The sequence below is a fragment of the Streptomyces sp. NPDC025651 genome, from assembly GCF_055558735.1.
The window spans coordinates 25,958-40,142 of sequence record NZ_JBVHLZ010000013.1 but is presented as its reverse complement, the minus strand read 5'-3'; the positions used below and the strand labels follow the sequence as shown (position 1 = coordinate 40,142).

The window sequence follows — 14,185 nt, the reverse complement described above, 5'->3', positions numbered from 1 at the left end:
CAACGGAGCCCGTCCCCAAGGAGCACGTCATGGGTCTCTTCGGCCGCAAGAACGACACCGTCACCGCCCCGGCCGCCGCCCCCGCCGCGGTGAACCCGGAGCTCGCCGCGCTGACCGGCGACTACACCATCGACCCGTCGCACACGACGATCGGCTTCGTCGCCCGGCACGCCATGGTCACGAACGTCAAGGGCTCGTTCCTCGACTTCACGGGCACGCTGCACCTGGACGGCTCGGATCCGTCCCGCTCGACGGCCTCCATCGACGTCACGATGGAGAGCATCGACACGGGCAACGCCGACCGCGACGGACACCTGAAGAGCGCGGACTTCTTCAAGACCGAGGAGTTCCCCGAGATGACCTTCCGCTCCACCAAGGCGGAGGCCCTGGGCGGCGACGACTACCGCATCACCGGCGACCTGACCATCCTCGGCACCACGAAGCCGCTCTCCATCGACCTGGAGTTCAACGGCTCGGCCAAGGACCCGTTCGGCAACGAGCGCGTCGGCTTCGAGGGCAAGGCGGAGATCCTGCGCTCGGAGTGGGGCCTGACGTGGAACGCCGCGCTGGAGACCGGCGGCGTGCTCGTCTCCGACAAGATCAAGCTGAACTTCGACATCTCGGCCATCAAGAACGCCGCCTGACCGGCCACGGCGACACGGCGCACGCTACCGTTTCGCAGTGCCCGAGTTCATACAGCAACTGCCCGCACTCATAGGCGTGGTCATCGGTGCCCTCGGCTCGTACGTGGCGATCATGCGGGGCGACCGGATCCGGTTCCGGCGGGAGCAGGCGGCGCGTTGGGAGGAACGGCGGCTCGCGGTCTACACCGAGTACGCCCGGGTCCTGAAGCAGACCGTCACCCTGACCTACCGGATCGCCGCCCACCTCGGCAACGACCCCCATCCGCACCCCCTTTCGCCGCGCGACGCGGAGCCCCACCTCACCGAGGCCGCCGACGCGCGGGATCCCGCGGGGGAGGCACTGCTCATGCTGGGGGCGCCGGACGTGGTGGACAAGGCGCGGGTGTGGGTGGTGACGGTGATCGAGATGGAACAGTTCCTGCGCGACGAGACCCGGGATCCGCAGGCGTGGAGCGGAATGCTGCAGCGGCAGCGGGCCGCGCGGCAGGAGTACTACGCGGCGGTGCGGCGGGACTTGGCGCTGCCGCCGGGACATTCGGGCCAGTGGTCGACCCCGGCTCCGGCAGCCGCCCCGCGACCCCATTCCCCTTTCCCTCGGGGCAACTGAGCCGAGTACCGTGATCCACATGGCGCTCGACGACTTCGCGGAGCTGGTGGCACGGGCGGAGGCGGACCCCGCCGTGGTCGGTCTGATCCTCAGCGGATCACAGGCCAGGCAGGGCATGGCGACGGACCACTCCGACCACGACGTGTACGTCGTCACGGCGGACGGCGTGAAGCCGACGGCCCTTGCGGGGCTGCGGTCGCCGGCGCTGGACGTGGTGGTGCTGCCCCTCGCGGAGTTCCGTACGCGCGGGTTGCCGGGCGACGCGTACGCATGGGACAGGTACGCCTTCGTGCACTGCGAGGTCGTGCTCGACCGTCTGGACGGCGACGTCACCGAACTGGTCGCCCGCAAAGCGAAGTTGACCCCGGAGGAGGCAGTCCGCCTCACCGACGAGAACCTGGACGCGTACCTCAACTCGCTCTACCGCTCGGTGAAGAGTCATCGCGACGGGCGGGTCGGTGCCGCGCATCTGGACGCCGCGGAGAGTGTGGCGTGGTTCCTGGCGGCGCTGTTCGCCCTGCACGGCAGGGTGCGGCCGTACAACAAGTACCTGGAGTGGGAGCTGGCCAAGTCTCCCCTGGGCGCCCCGCAGTGGTCGCCTCCCCGGCTGCTTCCCGCGATCCGCCGCATCCTGGCGGACGGCGACGTGTCCACGCAGCGCGAGCTGTTCGCCCAGGTGGAGAGCGCGGCGCGCGAGGCGGGGCACGGGGAGGTCATCGACTCCTGGGGGGACGACGTGCTGCTGTTGCGCCCCCAGCCCCCGGCCTAGAAGCCTCCCCCGCCGCCGAAGTCCCCGCCACCCCCGAAGTCGCCGCCACCGAAGTCGCCGCCGCCACCTCCGAAGTCACCCGGGTCGAAGTCCGCGCCCGAGTAGTCGCCGCCCCCGTATCCGCCGCCGAAGTCGCCGTACCCCGACCCGTAGTCCGCCGCGTACGCGGGGCTCGACATCATGCCGCCCAGCACCGTGCCGACCAGCAGCGCGGGCAGCACTCCCCCGCCGAAGTACCCGCCGGCCCACGGGCCGTACGCCGGTCCGGCCTCCCAGTAGGGGCGGCGCTCGCCCGACTCCGTGGCGACCGTCCGCGTCATCGGGTCCTGGCCGTCCGCGAGGCGCGCCGCATCCGCCGCGCACACCGGAACCGACCGCTCCTCGCCACCCGCCGGCGCCCACGGGACGTCCTCCACCGACGGCCCGTGCCGGGGGTCGAAGAAGCAGGGAGCCCGCCGCTCCGGCAGCTCCCGCCCCTCACGCCGCGCGGCGAGCAGGGCCAGGGAGAAGCGTCCGTCCTCCAGGGCCTGGGTGACGCCCCGCACGTCCTCGGGACGCTCCGCGGCCGCCATGTACGACTTCGCCTTCTCGTACGCGTCGAGCGCCCGCTCGTAGTCCGCACGCATCGCGTCGTCCGCCCCCGCCTCCGCGGGATGGAAGTCCAGCCGCTCCAGCTCCTCGCCGAACGCGGTGATGTCCTCGTCGACGACGACGGACAGCTTGCGCAGCGCCTCGCGCCGCTCCTCCTCGTGCCGCCGCTTCTTCCTGCGCACCACGGCGTACGCCCCGCCCGCACCGGCCACGAGCACCACGCCGACCCCGACGAGCGCGCCCACAGGCACGCCGTCGCCCGAGCCGTCGCCGCCCCAGGAGGCGGGGGCCTTGCCGGTGGCCTGGACGAGGGCCTGGTCGACGAAGTGGTTGAGCTGGGCGGCGGCGCCCTCGCCCTGGACGAGCGAGACGAGGTTGTCGACGGCGTTGCCGGTCAGGACCGACTTGTCGGCCCTGGCGTCGAAGCCGCCGCCGAGCCGCACGGCGTAGACACCGGTCACGCCGGTCTCGGTGCGCAGCTTCCGGAAGAGGTCCTGCTGCGGGAAGCTGTCCGGCAGCACGGCCACGAACACCGGCTTGCCCGCCTTCTCGATCTTCCGGGCGAGGTCGTCGGCCTGGGAGTCGGACAGCTGGCCGGAGGCCGCGGGATCCACGTACACCGGACCCTTCTTCCAGGCCTCGGCGACCACCGTCGTGCTGGACGCGTCCAGCGCACCGAGTGCGGCCGGTGCGCCGGACGCGGCCATCACCCCCGGCGCGGTCGTGACGGACACGACACCCAGGGCGAGCAGCAGCCCGGACAGTCCGACGGTGATCCGCTTCGTCCGATTCCTCATACTTCGAACGTAACCCAGCACGGCTGCCGACGGGGGCCCGGGGAGGGGTATCGAAGGGACCTGTCCGCAGGTCCGGCCGCGCGCCTACTCGACCGGCTCGACCCCGGCCCGCAGCAGCCCGTACGTGTAGGCGTCCTCCAGGGCGCCCCACGACGCGGCGATGACGTTGTCCGCGACGCCGACGGTCGACCACTCGCCGACGCCGTCGGAGGTGGAGATCAGGACGCGCGTGGTCGACGACGTGCCGTGCTTGCCCTCCAGGATGCGGACCTTGTAGTCCACCAGCTCCAACGCGGCGAGCTGCGGGTAGATCCGCTCCAGGCCGACCCTCAGCGCCCGGTCGAGGGCGTTGACCGGGCCGTTGCCCTCGGCGGTGGCGACGATGCGCTCGCCCTTGGCCCACAGCTTCACCGTGGCCTCGTTGGCGTGCGTGCCGTCGGGCCGGTCCTCGACGATGGCCCGCCAGGACTCGACGCGGAAGTACCTGCGCGCCCTGCCCTCGGCCTCCTCGCGGAGCAGCAGCTCGAAGGAGGCGTCGGCGGCCTCGTACGTGTACCCCTTGAGCTCGCGCTCCTTGACGCGCTCCACCACGCGGCCGACCAGCTCCCGGTCGTCGCCGAGGTCGATGCCGAGCTCCTTGCCCTTGAGCTCGATGGAGGCGCGGCCCGCCATGTCGGAGACGAGCATGCGGAGCCGGTTGCCCACCAGATCGGGGTCGATGTGCTGGTACAGGTCCGGGTCGACCTTGATCGCGGAGGCGTGCAGGCCCGCCTTGTGCGCGAAGGCGGAGACGCCCACGTACGGCTGGTGGGTCGAGGGGGTCAGGTTCACGACCTCGGCGATGGCGTGCGAGACGCGGGTCATCTCGCGCAGCGAGCCCTCGGGGAGGACCCGCTTGCCGTACTTGAGCTCCAGGGCGGCGACGACGGGGAAGAGGTTGGCGTTGCCGACCCGCTCGCCGTAGCCGTTGGCGGTGCACTGCACGTGGGTGGCGCCCGCGTCGACGGCGGCGAGGGTGTTGGCGACGGCGCAGCCGGTGTCGTCCTGGGCGTGGATGCCGAGCCGCGCGCCGGTGTCGGCTGCGACGGTGGCCACGACGGCCTGGACCTGCGCGGGCAGCATGCCGCCGTTGGTGTCGCACAGGACGACGACGTCGGCGCCCGCCTCGGCGGCGGCCCGCACGACGGACTTGGCGTACTCGGGGTTGGCGCGGTAGCCGTCGAAGAAGTGCTCGCAGTCGACGAAGACCCTGCGGCCCTGCGAGACGAGGTAGGAGACGGTGTCGCGGACCATCTCCACGTTCTCGTCGAGGGTGGTGCGCAGGGCGAGTTCGACATGCCGGTCGTGGGACTTGGCGACGAGCGTGACGACCGGGGCGCCGCTCGCCAGGAGGGCGTTGACCTGCGGGTCGTCGGCGGCCTTGGCGCCCGCGCGGCGGGTGGCGCCGAAGGCGACGAGCTGGGCGTGCCGGAAGGTGATCTCCTGCTGGGCCCGCGCGAAGAACTCGGTGTCGCGCGGGTTGGCGCCGGGCCAGCCGCCCTCGATGAAGCCCACGCCGAAGTCGTCCAGATGGCGGGCGATGGTCAGCTTGTCCGCGACGGTGAGGTTGATGCCTTCGCGCTGCGCGCCGTCGCGCAGCGTCGTGTCGAAGACATGGAAGGAATCGTCGGGTGCGCTGGTTTCCGTCATGCTGTCTGGCTCCTGTGTCGGATCTCGGTCTACCGGAAGGACCGGCTCCACCGCCCCAATGATCCCGCGCGCTCCGCGTCCGGCTGTGGTTGGGCCGGGAAACGAAAAAACCCCTCGCGGGTGCGAGAGGTCTGCGCGCGGGTCGAGGACGACGGTGTCCGCCCGTACTTGGTGGTACGAGACGGTCACTGCGGACCGGCGCGCCTGCTGCCAATAATCATGGCGAACGAGAGCACGGACGCAGCCTGCCACAGCCCGCACACGGCGCGCTGCCCCGTCTCACGATGCGGGCGGCGCGTGGACGCGCCGCCCGCATCGTGGTGGGCGTCAGCGCAGGTGGCGTACGAAGATGTCGTACCCGTCGTTGGTGTCACCCGGAAGCAGGGTCTCGTCCGACGACTCGAAGACGACGCGGGCGCCGTTGCGCGCGATGCCGCCGGGCAGGACGTTCGCCGTCGCGGCGCCGCCCGCGGTGTCCGGGGACACGAGCGTGGTGGTGCCCTTCTTCAGGTCCCTGAGGTAGGTAGGCCACTCCTTGCCGTACTCGCTGCCGGGCTCGGCGAGCTCCGTCATGTACGTGAGGTAGCGGCCGTCGGCGCTGATCGCGGGCGAGCGGGTGTAGGCCTCGCCGGGGCCGCCCTGGGTGCCGTGGATGCGCTGGTTCCTGCCGGACGCGACGTCGTGGACGAAGACGTTCCAGGCGGCGTCGTTGTCGTCGGGCACCAGGTGCGTGTCGCGGGACTCGAAGACGACCGTGCGGCCGTCGCCGCTGATGGACGAGGACAGGGACTCCTTCTCGGTCCTGGCGCCGTCGTGGGAGCGGTCGACCTGGGAGAGCTTGCCCGTCGTGCGGTCGCGCAGCCACAGGTCGCTCCAGTCGTCGCCGCGCGGGCCGTTCACGAAGGAGGTGGCGTAGACGACGTGGCGGCCGTCGTCGCTGACGGTCGGCGCGTGGGCGTCGCGCTCGCCGTCGCCGCCCGTGTACGGGTGGCTGATCCGCTCGGTGGTGCCGGTCTTCCGGTCGCGCAGGAAGACCGCCGTGCCGTCGAACTGCGGGCCGTCCGTGCTGAAGACGGCGTACCGCGCGTCGGCGCTCAGCGAGACGCTGCCCGCGCTGTCGCCGGGGAAGCCGTCGGGCAGCTCGACGTCGAGGCGCTCGAAGGTCCTGGTCCTCCTGTCGTAGAGGTGGACGTCGCGCACGGTCGGATGGCCCTCGACGGTCGCCGCGACGAAGGCGACGTACCGCCCGTCGGCGCTCAGCGACGGGCTGCTCAACTCGCGCCCCTGAAGGGCGATCCGCTCGGTCGTGCCGGCGCGCAGGTCGCGTACGAAGATGTCGCGCCGCCCGTTCGTGTCCCCGGCCACCAGGTCGCTCGCCGCGGAGCCGAACGCCGCGTACCGCCCGTCGCGGCTGACGGATCCGTCCGACGAGCGGTCGTTGCCCGCCTTGCCCTCGGCGGTGACGCTGACGCCCTCGGTGCGGGGCGCCCTGCCCTCGGCCGCCGCGGCGACGGCGACGGGCAGGGCGGTGACGGTGGTCGCGACGACGCCTGCCGCGAGGGCCAGGGCGAGTCGCTTGCGGTGGGTGCAGTACATGGTGGGTCCCCCGTGCTTTCTGTTCGTGGTGGGGCTGTGCGTGGTTGTCCCGGGAGCGCTCCGCGTGTGCCGGGAGCGCTCCCACCGTGTGGTTCGGCGTGTGGCGTACGAATCAGCGTGTGTGGCGTACTCAGCGTGTGTGGCGTACGAAGACGTCGGTGTCGCCGTTCGTGTCGTCGGGCACCAGGTCCGTGGCCCCGGAGGTGAACGCCACCTCTCGGCCCTTGGCGGTGACGGCGCCCGGCACGGCCTCGCCGGGGCCCACGGGCGTGCGGCGGCCCGTGCGCAGGTCGAGCAGCGTCAGGGTGTCCCCTTCGGCCGCGGTGAGGACCGCGTACCGCCCGTCGCGGCTCGCGGAGGTCGCCGGCGTGTCCGCGACGTGGCGGGTCCTGCCGGTGTGCAGGTCGCGTACGTAGGTGCCGCCGTCGGCGGCGAAGACGACGTGCCGTCCGTCGTCGCCGAGCCGGACGAGGCTGCCCCTGCCCAGGCCCTTGTCGACATGGACGACATCTCCGGTGGCGCGGTTCCTGACGAGGACGTCGGCGCGGTCGTCGCCCGCCGTGCGGACCTGGTATGCGACGCGGGTACCGTCGGCGCTCAGGGAGGCGAACTCCTTGTCGCCGTCCGCCTCGCCGGAGATCAGGTCGTCGGCGCCGGTGGCCAGGTCGCGCACGTACAGGCGCTGGGTGGGCCGGTGACGGCTGCCCGCGCCGTAGGCGACATGGCCGCCGTCGCGGGTGAGCGACCACAGCTCACCGGTCCAGGCCTCGGGGTCGGACTCCGGCAGGACCTCGTGCGTGATGCCGGTCGCGCGGTCGTACACGTACGGGACGGGGACCTTGGTGCCGGAGGTGTGGCCGACGTGGCGGCCGTCGCCGCTGATGACCGGCGGCGCCCAGGAGAATCCGCCCGCGCCGGGCACCGCGGTCACCTCGCCGGTCCCGCGGTCCTTCAACTGGAGGCAGGTGGAGGTGTTCTGGCGGCAGCCGAACTCGGCCGCCTTCGTGAAGAAGGCGAGATACCGGCCGTCGTCGCTCAGGACGCCCTGGTGGGAGTAGCCGTCCAGCTGCGCGCCCGCGCTCGTGGTGCTGACCCGCTCGGTGCGCGGCGCGTGCGGCCCCGCCTGCGCGCTCGCCCCGGCGAGGGACACGACAACCACCGTCCCCAGCACGGCCGTCGCGGCCCGCGCCCTCATCGCGGCGTCCACATGAACACGTCGCGGAAGCCGTTCGTGTCGCCCGGCACCACGTCCGTGTCGGCCGAGCTGTAGACGACGCCCTTCCCCTTGGCGGCGATCGCGCCGGCGGTGGCCGCGCCGTGGCCGACGGTCACCTCGCGGCCGCCGCGGAGGCTCCGGAGCACGAGGGCCGACTCGGCGTCCCCGTAGAGCAGTTGGCGCCCGTCGCGGCTGACGGCCAGGGCGTTCCTGCCGGGGAAGCGCTGGATTTTTCCGGTGCGCAGGTCGCGTACGTAGGCGCCGTCCGCGGAGTTCATCGCGACCGTGCGGCCGTCGACCTGCGCCAGGGTGGACGGCGTGCCGTCGTCGACGCGGGTGAGGGTGCCCGTGACACGGTCGCGGAGCCAGACCTGCCGGGTGCCCTTGTCCTCGTAGGCGACGTGGCGGCCGTCGGCGCTGATGGACGGGTCCACCATGTCGCGGGCCGAGTCGGGCGGTCCGTCGCTGATGACCTCGCGGGTGCCGCTCTCGCGGTCGTAGACCTCGACCCGCGCGGGGTCGCCGGGGTGGCGCGGCTGCAGGTCGTAGGCGACGTGGCGGCCGTCGGCGCTGATGGCGGGCGAGGACGCGCTGTCCTTGAAGCCCTTGCCGTCGATCTGCTCGATCCTCCCCGTGCTCAGGTCGGTGAGGAAGACGTTGATGCCGTGCACGCCCCAGCCGGTGTGCGCGGCGTACCGCCCGTCGTCGCTGATGACGGGGGCACCCATGGAGTTCTTGAGCCGGGTGACCTCGCCGGTCGTCAGGTCGCGCACGAATCCGTAGTCGTACGGCCCATGGTGACCTTCCGTCAGGTTCTTGGCGTCACTGCGAAAGGCCACATGGCGGCCGTCCCCGGACAGGGTCGCGCCGCCCGATGCGCCGTCGGCCTCGGTCCCGTCGGGCGCCACGCTCACGCGCTCGACCTTCGGCGCGGGCGGCGCCGCATGCGCCGAGGCGGCCGGCAGGACCGTGGTGCCGAGTACCGCGACCAGTGAGGCGGCACTCAAGGACACACGCCTGGCAGTGGACATGGCTTCCCCCAAAGACCTGTCTCTCCCCCGGCCCGACGTCAGGGCCCACGGGGATACAAGCGCACCACAAGGCGTCGGGCAATCCGCTGTACTGCGTACAACCTAGACAGGCCGCCGGGCGTCCTCACGCACCCGACGCGAGCGCTCCGTCCAGGAACTCCCGTACGTGGGCGAGGACTTGGTCGCGCCCCGTGCCCCGCAGGCCGATCGCCACATGGATGGAGAACCCGTCGAGCAGGGCCCTGAGCCGGGCGGCGAAGCGGTCGGGGTCGAGCGCACCGAACTCGCCGCGCGAGACGCCCTCGGCGAGCAGCGCCACCAGGTCGCGGTGCCAGGCGCCCTCGATCGCGGCCTGCCGGTCGCGGCCCTCCTCGTCGGCGTTCAGGGAGCGGTTCCAGACCTCCAGCCAGAGCGTCCAGTGGGGGTCGCCCACGCGGTCGGGGACGTACAGCTCGACGAACGCGTCGAGGCGTTCGCGTGCCGTGCCCGAGCGGGCGAGGAGGCGGCCGCGCTCGGCGCCGAGGCGGCCCTCGCTCCACTCCAGGGTGCGCAGGAGCAGCTCGTCCTTGGTGCGGAAGTAGTAGAGGAGGTGGCCGGAGCTCATGCCGACCTCGCGGCCGAGCGCGGCCATGGTGAGCTTCTCCAGGCCGCGCCCGGCGATCATCTCCATGGCCGCCGCCAGGACGTCCTCACGCGGTGGGGCGTTCTTCCGCGCGCGGACCTGTCCGGCCATGTCTGCTCCTCGATCACACCTTGGGCTGCTGCTGGGTGATGCAGTGGATGCCACCGCCCCCGGCAAAGATCGTACGGGCGTCGACGGGCGTGACCGTCCGGTCCGGGAAGAGGCCTCGGAAGATGTCCGCCGCGACCTCGTCGTTCGGGTCGTCGAAGGCGCACAGGACGACACCGCCGTTGCAGAGGTAGTGGTTGATGTACGAGTAGTCGACCCAGCCCTCCTCGTCCTTCAGGACGGTCGGGGCGGGCACCTCGACGATCCGCAGGGCGCGGCCGCGCGCGTCCGTCTGTCCGCGCAGGGTCGCGACGATCTCCTTGCTGACCTCGAAGTCGGGGTGGGCGGGGTCCTGCTGGGAGTGGACGAGGACCACGCCGGGCGCGGCGAAGGCGGCGACGATGTCGACGTGGCCGCGGGTGCCGAACGGCCCGTAATCACCGGTGAGTCCGCGCGGCAGCCAGATGGCCTTCTCGGTGCCGATGCGGGCGTGGATCTCCTCCTCCACGCGCTCGCGGGTCAGGCCGGGGTTGCGGTGCGGGTCGAGCTGGACGGTCTCGGTGAGCAGTACGGTGCCCTCGCCGTCCACGTGGATGCCGCCGCCCTCGTTGACGAGCGGCGAGGGGTGCACGGGGACGCCCGCGAGGTCCGCGACGTGCCGGCCGATCTTCGCGTCGTGCTCCCACCTGGCCCACTCCTGGGCGCCCCAGCCGTTGAACGTCCAGTCCACGGCGGCGAGCCTGTCGCCGTCGCGGACGAAGGTGGGGCCGATGTCCCGCATCCACGCGTCGTCGAGTGCGCGCTCGACGAGTTCCACGTCGGGTCCGAGCAGCGCGCGGGCCGACTCGCTCTGGCCGGTGCCGACGACCATCGTGACGGGCTCGAAGCGGCGCACGGCGCGGGCCACGCCCGCCCAGGCCTCGCGCGCGTCGGCGAGCTCCCGCTCGGTGGTGAAGGTGGGGTTGGGGCCGGGCCAGGCCATCCAGGTGCGCTCGTGCGGGGCCCACTCGGGGGGCATGCGGAAGCCGTCGGCGGCAGCGGTCATGGCGTACACCTTCAGGAGGGGAGAAGGACTTTAGAGTGTCACTCTAACGACGGAATCCGCGTGCGGGAAGCATTGACGTGGATGTACGCGACACACCACGCACACCACATCGAGTGATGCTCAAACATAGGGCGATCATCGGGACCGGCGAGCGCCAGGGGCGCTCCGGGTGATCGCCTTCGGCCGGCTGCCGCTCTCCCTCGTCCACGCGCCGCCCATGGGGCCGCCCGGTGTCAGCGCCCCGGTTCCCGGCCGCCCGTCGCGGCGCTCGGCGCGATGTGCTGTTCGAGGCCGCCGAGCAGGAGCGCGAGGCCCGCCTCGAACGCCGCTTCAGGGTCGAGGGCGGGGACGCCGTCCGGAAGGTCCTCGCCGCCGGGTGGATCCGGTTCCGCCTGCTCCTCCAGGACGCAGCCGACCGTGTACCGACCGGCGGCCAGCATCGCCGTCTGCGCGGCGCGCTCGGGCACGCCGGAGGTGATCAGGAAGTTCATCTTGTGGCGGATCCGGTCGAGGTCACCGGCCGGGGTGCTGCCTGCGTGCAGCCGGGCGCCGTCACGGCGCATCAGCAGCGTGCGACGGAAGCTGCGCGCGTTCTCCAGGAACCACGCGCGCCAGTCGTCCCCGGGCGACGGGAGCGCTGCGGTGGCGTGGGGGGCCATGGCGGCCCCCGCCATGGCCGCCAGGAGGTCCTTCTTGGTTCGAAAGTGGTAGTAGAGCGACGGCTGTTCCACGCCGAGCCGCTTGGCCAGCTGCCTGGTGCTGACGCCCTCCAGACCCACTTCGTCGAGCAGGTCCAGCGCCTCGGTGACGACGGTCTCGCGGTTCATCTTGGTCACGTTGACATTCTATCGGTGATAGATGACCCTGAAAGAGAATCGATCACCGATAGATTCCGAGGTGGGCGTCATGGCGGACAAGATCACCAAGCGTGCTCTGCGGGTTCTCGTCGCGGGTGGCGGCGTCGCCGGACAGGCGCTGGCCTTCTGGCTCACCCGCGGCGGTCACCGGGTGACGGTCGTCGAGCGCTCCCCGGCACTGCGCGCCTCCGGCGCCCAGGTCGACCTGCGCGGGCAGGGCATCGAGGCAGTGGCACGCATGGGGCTGCTGGACACCGTGCGCGGTCGGCTGGTGGACGAGGCGGGCGTCGCGTTCGTCGACTCCCGCGGGAAGCCGAAGGCGACGATCAGGGCGAACACCTCCGGCAAGGGCCGCCAGACCCTCACCTCCGAGTACGAGATCATGCGCGGCGACCTCGTGCGCATCCTCCACGACGCGACCAAGGACGACGCCGAGTACGTCTTCGGCAAGAGCGTCGACGGCTTCGACCAGGACGAGCGGCACGTCACCCCCCACTTCTCCGACGGCACCTCCGGCGCGTACGACCTGCTGATCGGCGCGGACGGCCAGGGCTCACGCATCCGGCGGGCGCTCCTGCCCGAGGGGCTCGCCCCGTACTGGCGCGTCGGCATCCACATGGCCTACTGGTTCGTCCCGCGCATCGCCTCCGACAGCAACATCCGCGACACCTACATGGTCCCGGGCGGCCGTCAGATCATGCGGCGCAGCCACAACGCGACCGAGACCCAGGTGTACTTCGTGATGCGCGAGGAGTCGGCGGAAGCCTCCGCGATCCACCGTGCGCCCGTCGAGCAGCAGCAGAAGTTCTGGGCCGACCGCTTCTGCGACGCGGGCTGGCAGACCGAGCGCTTCATCGCGGGCATGAGGACGAGCCCGTTCTTCCACTCCCAGGAGATCGCCCAGGTGCGCACCGACACCTGGTCCAAGGGGCGCGTGGTCCTGGCAGGTGACGCCGCGCACTGCGCCTCCCCCTACAGCGGCATGGGCGTCTCCGGCGGCCTGGTCGGCGCCTACGTCCTGGCCGGTGAGATCAACCGGCACAGCGAGGACCTGCCCACCGCCCTGGCCGACTACGACCGTGTCCTGCGGCCCTTCGTCGACGAGATCCAGGCCGAGGTCAACCCCCGCCTGCTGCGCGTGGGCATGCCCAGGAACCAGCACGCGATCAGCGCCTTCCAGACGGCCACCGCCCTGGCCTGCTTCCTCCGCGTCCCCGAGCTGGTCGCGCGCTTCTCCAAGGAGGACCGCGGCGGCAACTGGCGGCTCCCGGCGTACACCGACGCGATCCGCCCGTCCGCCCAGGCACGGGTGAAGGCCCCGCGATGACCCCGCGTACGGCGCGGGCCGCGGACCTCGTAGCCTGAGAGCACCGCACTGACCAGCGGAAACGAACACGAACACGGGGAGCACGACGCATGGAAGAGCTGATCGAACTCGGCGTACGCGCGGCGAAGGGCGCAGGATCGGCGGTCCTCGGCCTGGTCGACGTCTTCAGCCACTCGCCGGGCGGGGAGTCCGTCGGCGGGGGCGAGAAGAAGGACGAGGCGAAGGACGAGACGAGGGGCGAGACGAAGGACGAGGACGGGGCCGAGGGCGGCGACGAGAAGCAGGGCGGGGCCGAGGGGTAAGGAACCCTCAGGCGATGTCCAGGATCGCCTTGCCGTGCAGGCGGCGGTCGAGCAGTGCGTCGACCGCCTCCGGCGCCTTCTCCCAGGCGCCCCGCCACGCCTGGCCCGCGTCGAGTTCGCCGGCCGCGATCCTGGCGGCCAGCCACGTCAGGTCCGGGCCCAGGCCAGGGCAGTCCAGCAGGTAGAACGTGGCGATGGTGCGGTTGTGGCGGCCGCCGTCACCGAAGAGCGCGCCGTACGGGAAGTGCTCGTCGTCGCCGCCGGTGTGGCCGACGGAGACCAGGGTGCCGTCGGACGCCAACCGGCCGAAGGCCTCCACCAGTTGACGCCCTCCCACCACATCGACCACGCCGTCCACCGGGGCGCTCGCGGCACCGGGCGAGGCGACCACCTCGTGCGCGCCGAGGCGCCGGAGCTCGTCCCCCTGCGCCACGGGGTCCCGCGTCACCGCGACGACCTGCGCCCCGCCGAGCCGCGCGAGCTGCAGCGCGTACCGCCCGACGCCGCCGGTGGCTCCCGTGACGAGGATCCGCCTGCCCATGAGCGGACCGATCCGGCGCAGGGCCCGCAGCGCGCTCGCCCCGGCGACCGGGGCCGTGCTGATCGCCCCCAGGTCGGCACCTTCCGGCACGGTGCCGATCAACTCCGTGTCCACCGCGCGGAGTTCGGCCCAGCCGCCGGCTTCCCCCAGGGTCACCACCGGCGTTCCGACCGCCGGGCCCGAGCCGTCGGCGGCGGCCCTCTCGACCACTCCGGCGGCGTCCCAGCCGAGCACGGCCCCCGCGGGCGAGCCCTCGATGCCCCACTTCACCTCGCCGTAGTTCAGGGAGGTCGCCCGCACGCGGACCAGGGCCTGGTGCGGGGCGGGCTCGGGGGCCGGGGCCTCGCCGAGGCGGAGGCCGCCGCGGGCCGAGGGGTCGATGAGCAGTGCGCGCATGGGAGTTGTGCCTTTCTGCGTACGCCGAAGAAGAGCCGGGGACACCT

At 72.2% G+C, this 14,185-nt stretch carries 14 protein-coding genes; 5 read left to right on the top strand and 9 right to left on the bottom strand.

Annotation, left to right across the window (positions count from 1 at the left end; translation table 11 throughout):
- Positions 1 to 29: 29 nt before the first annotated feature.
- From ACZ4D5_RS35870 to ACZ4D5_RS35860, 3 genes are read left to right on the top strand one after another with little or no spacing between them, the layout of a single operon-like run.
- Positions 30 to 644: a YceI family protein gene (locus tag ACZ4D5_RS35870; protein ID WP_467776680.1), complete on the top strand. Its 615-nt coding sequence runs from the start codon at positions 30 to 32 to the stop codon at positions 642 to 644.
- A 37-nt stretch (positions 645 to 681) separates the two neighbouring features.
- A complete protein-coding gene (locus ACZ4D5_RS35865) occupies positions 682 to 1,251 on the top strand; it encodes a hypothetical protein (RefSeq protein WP_467776679.1) in 570 nt (189 codons plus the stop codon).
- A gap of 19 nt (positions 1,252 to 1,270) precedes the next feature.
- Complete coding sequence (locus ACZ4D5_RS35860; protein WP_467776678.1) at positions 1,271 to 2,020, top strand: hypothetical protein; 750 nt, start codon at positions 1,271 to 1,273, stop codon at positions 2,018 to 2,020.
- On the opposite strand, the gene ACZ4D5_RS35855 is transcribed toward ACZ4D5_RS35860, so the two are convergent.
- The 8 genes from ACZ4D5_RS35855 to ACZ4D5_RS35820 all read right to left on the bottom strand — a co-directional run bounded on the left by ACZ4D5_RS35855 (position 2,017) and on the right by ACZ4D5_RS35820 (position 11,542).
- The gene (locus ACZ4D5_RS35855) at positions 2,017 to 3,408 is read right to left on the bottom strand and encodes a hypothetical protein (RefSeq protein ID WP_467776677.1); all 1,392 of its coding nucleotides are present in this window, start codon (positions 3,406 to 3,408) and stop codon (positions 2,017 to 2,019) included. The two genes, ACZ4D5_RS35860 and ACZ4D5_RS35855, sit on opposite strands and share 4 nt — an antisense overlap.
- An 84-nt stretch (positions 3,409 to 3,492) precedes the next feature.
- Positions 3,493 to 5,097: a citramalate synthase gene (cimA, locus tag ACZ4D5_RS35850; RefSeq protein WP_467776676.1), complete on the bottom strand. Its 1,605-nt coding sequence runs from the start codon at positions 5,095 to 5,097 to the stop codon at positions 3,493 to 3,495.
- 327 nt (positions 5,098 to 5,424) lie between these two features.
- Positions 5,425 to 6,693 carry a hypothetical protein gene (locus ACZ4D5_RS35845; RefSeq protein WP_467776675.1) on the bottom strand — a complete coding sequence of 423 codons (1,269 nt, stop codon included), beginning with the start codon at positions 6,691 to 6,693 and terminating at the stop codon, positions 5,425 to 5,427.
- A 130-nt stretch (positions 6,694 to 6,823) separates the two neighbouring features.
- Positions 6,824 to 7,843 carry a TolB family protein gene (locus ACZ4D5_RS35840; RefSeq protein ID WP_467776674.1) on the bottom strand — a complete coding sequence of 340 codons (1,020 nt, stop codon included), beginning with the start codon at positions 7,841 to 7,843 and terminating at the stop codon, positions 6,824 to 6,826.
- 41 nt (positions 7,844 to 7,884) lie between these two features.
- On the bottom strand, positions 7,885 to 8,922 hold the full coding sequence (locus ACZ4D5_RS35835) for a TolB family protein (protein ID WP_467776820.1): 1,038 nt from the start codon (positions 8,920 to 8,922) through the stop codon (positions 7,885 to 7,887).
- A gap of 142 nt (positions 8,923 to 9,064) precedes the next feature.
- Positions 9,065 to 9,673 carry a TetR/AcrR family transcriptional regulator gene (locus ACZ4D5_RS35830; RefSeq protein WP_467776673.1) on the bottom strand — a complete coding sequence of 203 codons (609 nt, stop codon included), beginning with the start codon at positions 9,671 to 9,673 and terminating at the stop codon, positions 9,065 to 9,067.
- Between the two features lie 13 nt (positions 9,674 to 9,686).
- Positions 9,687 to 10,715, bottom strand: coding sequence for an agmatine deiminase family protein (locus ACZ4D5_RS35825; RefSeq protein ID WP_467776672.1), 1,029 nt, complete (start codon positions 10,713 to 10,715; stop codon positions 9,687 to 9,689).
- A gap of 233 nt (positions 10,716 to 10,948) precedes the next feature.
- The gene (locus tag ACZ4D5_RS35820; RefSeq protein WP_467776819.1) at positions 10,949 to 11,542 is read right to left on the bottom strand and encodes a TetR/AcrR family transcriptional regulator C-terminal domain-containing protein; all 594 of its coding nucleotides are present in this window, start codon (positions 11,540 to 11,542) and stop codon (positions 10,949 to 10,951) included.
- 79 nt (positions 11,543 to 11,621) lie between these two features.
- On the opposite strand from ACZ4D5_RS35820, the gene ACZ4D5_RS35815 reads away from it, so the two are divergent.
- Positions 11,622 to 12,899: an FAD-dependent monooxygenase gene (locus ACZ4D5_RS35815; protein WP_467776671.1), complete on the top strand. Its 1,278-nt coding sequence runs from the start codon at positions 11,622 to 11,624 to the stop codon at positions 12,897 to 12,899.
- Positions 12,900 to 12,988: 89 nt separating this feature from the next.
- Positions 12,989 to 13,201 carry a hypothetical protein gene (locus tag ACZ4D5_RS35810; protein ID WP_467776670.1) on the top strand — a complete coding sequence of 71 codons (213 nt, stop codon included), beginning with the start codon at positions 12,989 to 12,991 and terminating at the stop codon, positions 13,199 to 13,201.
- Positions 13,202 to 13,208: 7 nt separating this feature from the next.
- Here ACZ4D5_RS35810 and ACZ4D5_RS35805 read toward each other — a convergent pair whose 3' ends face one another.
- Entirely contained in the window at positions 13,209 to 14,138 is a 930-nt protein-coding gene (locus ACZ4D5_RS35805) for a zinc-binding dehydrogenase (RefSeq protein WP_467776669.1), read from the bottom strand.
- Between the last annotated feature and the right edge of the window lie 47 nt (positions 14,139 to 14,185).

What these genes read in the sequence shown, in the direction of transcription:
- ACZ4D5_RS35870 (WP_467776680.1), top strand. Translation starts at nt 30, where the DNA reads ATGGGTCTCTTCGGCCGCAAGAACGACACCGTCACCGCCCCGGCCGCC.
- ACZ4D5_RS35860 (WP_467776678.1), top strand. Translation starts at nt 1,271, where the DNA reads ATGGCGCTCGACGACTTCGCGGAGCTGGTGGCACGGGCGGAGGCGGAC.
- ACZ4D5_RS35855 (WP_467776677.1), bottom strand. Translation starts at nt 3,408, where the DNA reads ATGAGGAATCGGACGAAGCGGATCACCGTCGGACTGTCCGGGCTGCTG.
- cimA (WP_467776676.1), bottom strand. Translation starts at nt 5,097, where the DNA reads ATGACGGAAACCAGCGCACCCGACGATTCCTTCCATGTCTTCGACACG.
- ACZ4D5_RS35845 (WP_467776675.1), bottom strand. Translation starts at nt 6,693, where the DNA reads ATGTACTGCACCCACCGCAAGCGACTCGCCCTGGCCCTCGCGGCAGGC.
- ACZ4D5_RS35830 (WP_467776673.1), bottom strand. Translation starts at nt 9,673, where the DNA reads ATGGCCGGACAGGTCCGCGCGCGGAAGAACGCCCCACCGCGTGAGGAC.
- ACZ4D5_RS35825 (WP_467776672.1), bottom strand. Translation starts at nt 10,715, where the DNA reads ATGACCGCTGCCGCCGACGGCTTCCGCATGCCCCCCGAGTGGGCCCCG.
- ACZ4D5_RS35820 (WP_467776819.1), bottom strand. Translation starts at nt 11,542, where the DNA reads ATGAACCGCGAGACCGTCGTCACCGAGGCGCTGGACCTGCTCGACGAA.
- ACZ4D5_RS35815 (WP_467776671.1), top strand. Translation starts at nt 11,622, where the DNA reads ATGGCGGACAAGATCACCAAGCGTGCTCTGCGGGTTCTCGTCGCGGGT.
- ACZ4D5_RS35810 (WP_467776670.1), top strand. Translation starts at nt 12,989, where the DNA reads ATGGAAGAGCTGATCGAACTCGGCGTACGCGCGGCGAAGGGCGCAGGA.
- ACZ4D5_RS35805 (WP_467776669.1), bottom strand. Translation starts at nt 14,138, where the DNA reads ATGCGCGCACTGCTCATCGACCCCTCGGCCCGCGGCGGCCTCCGCCTC.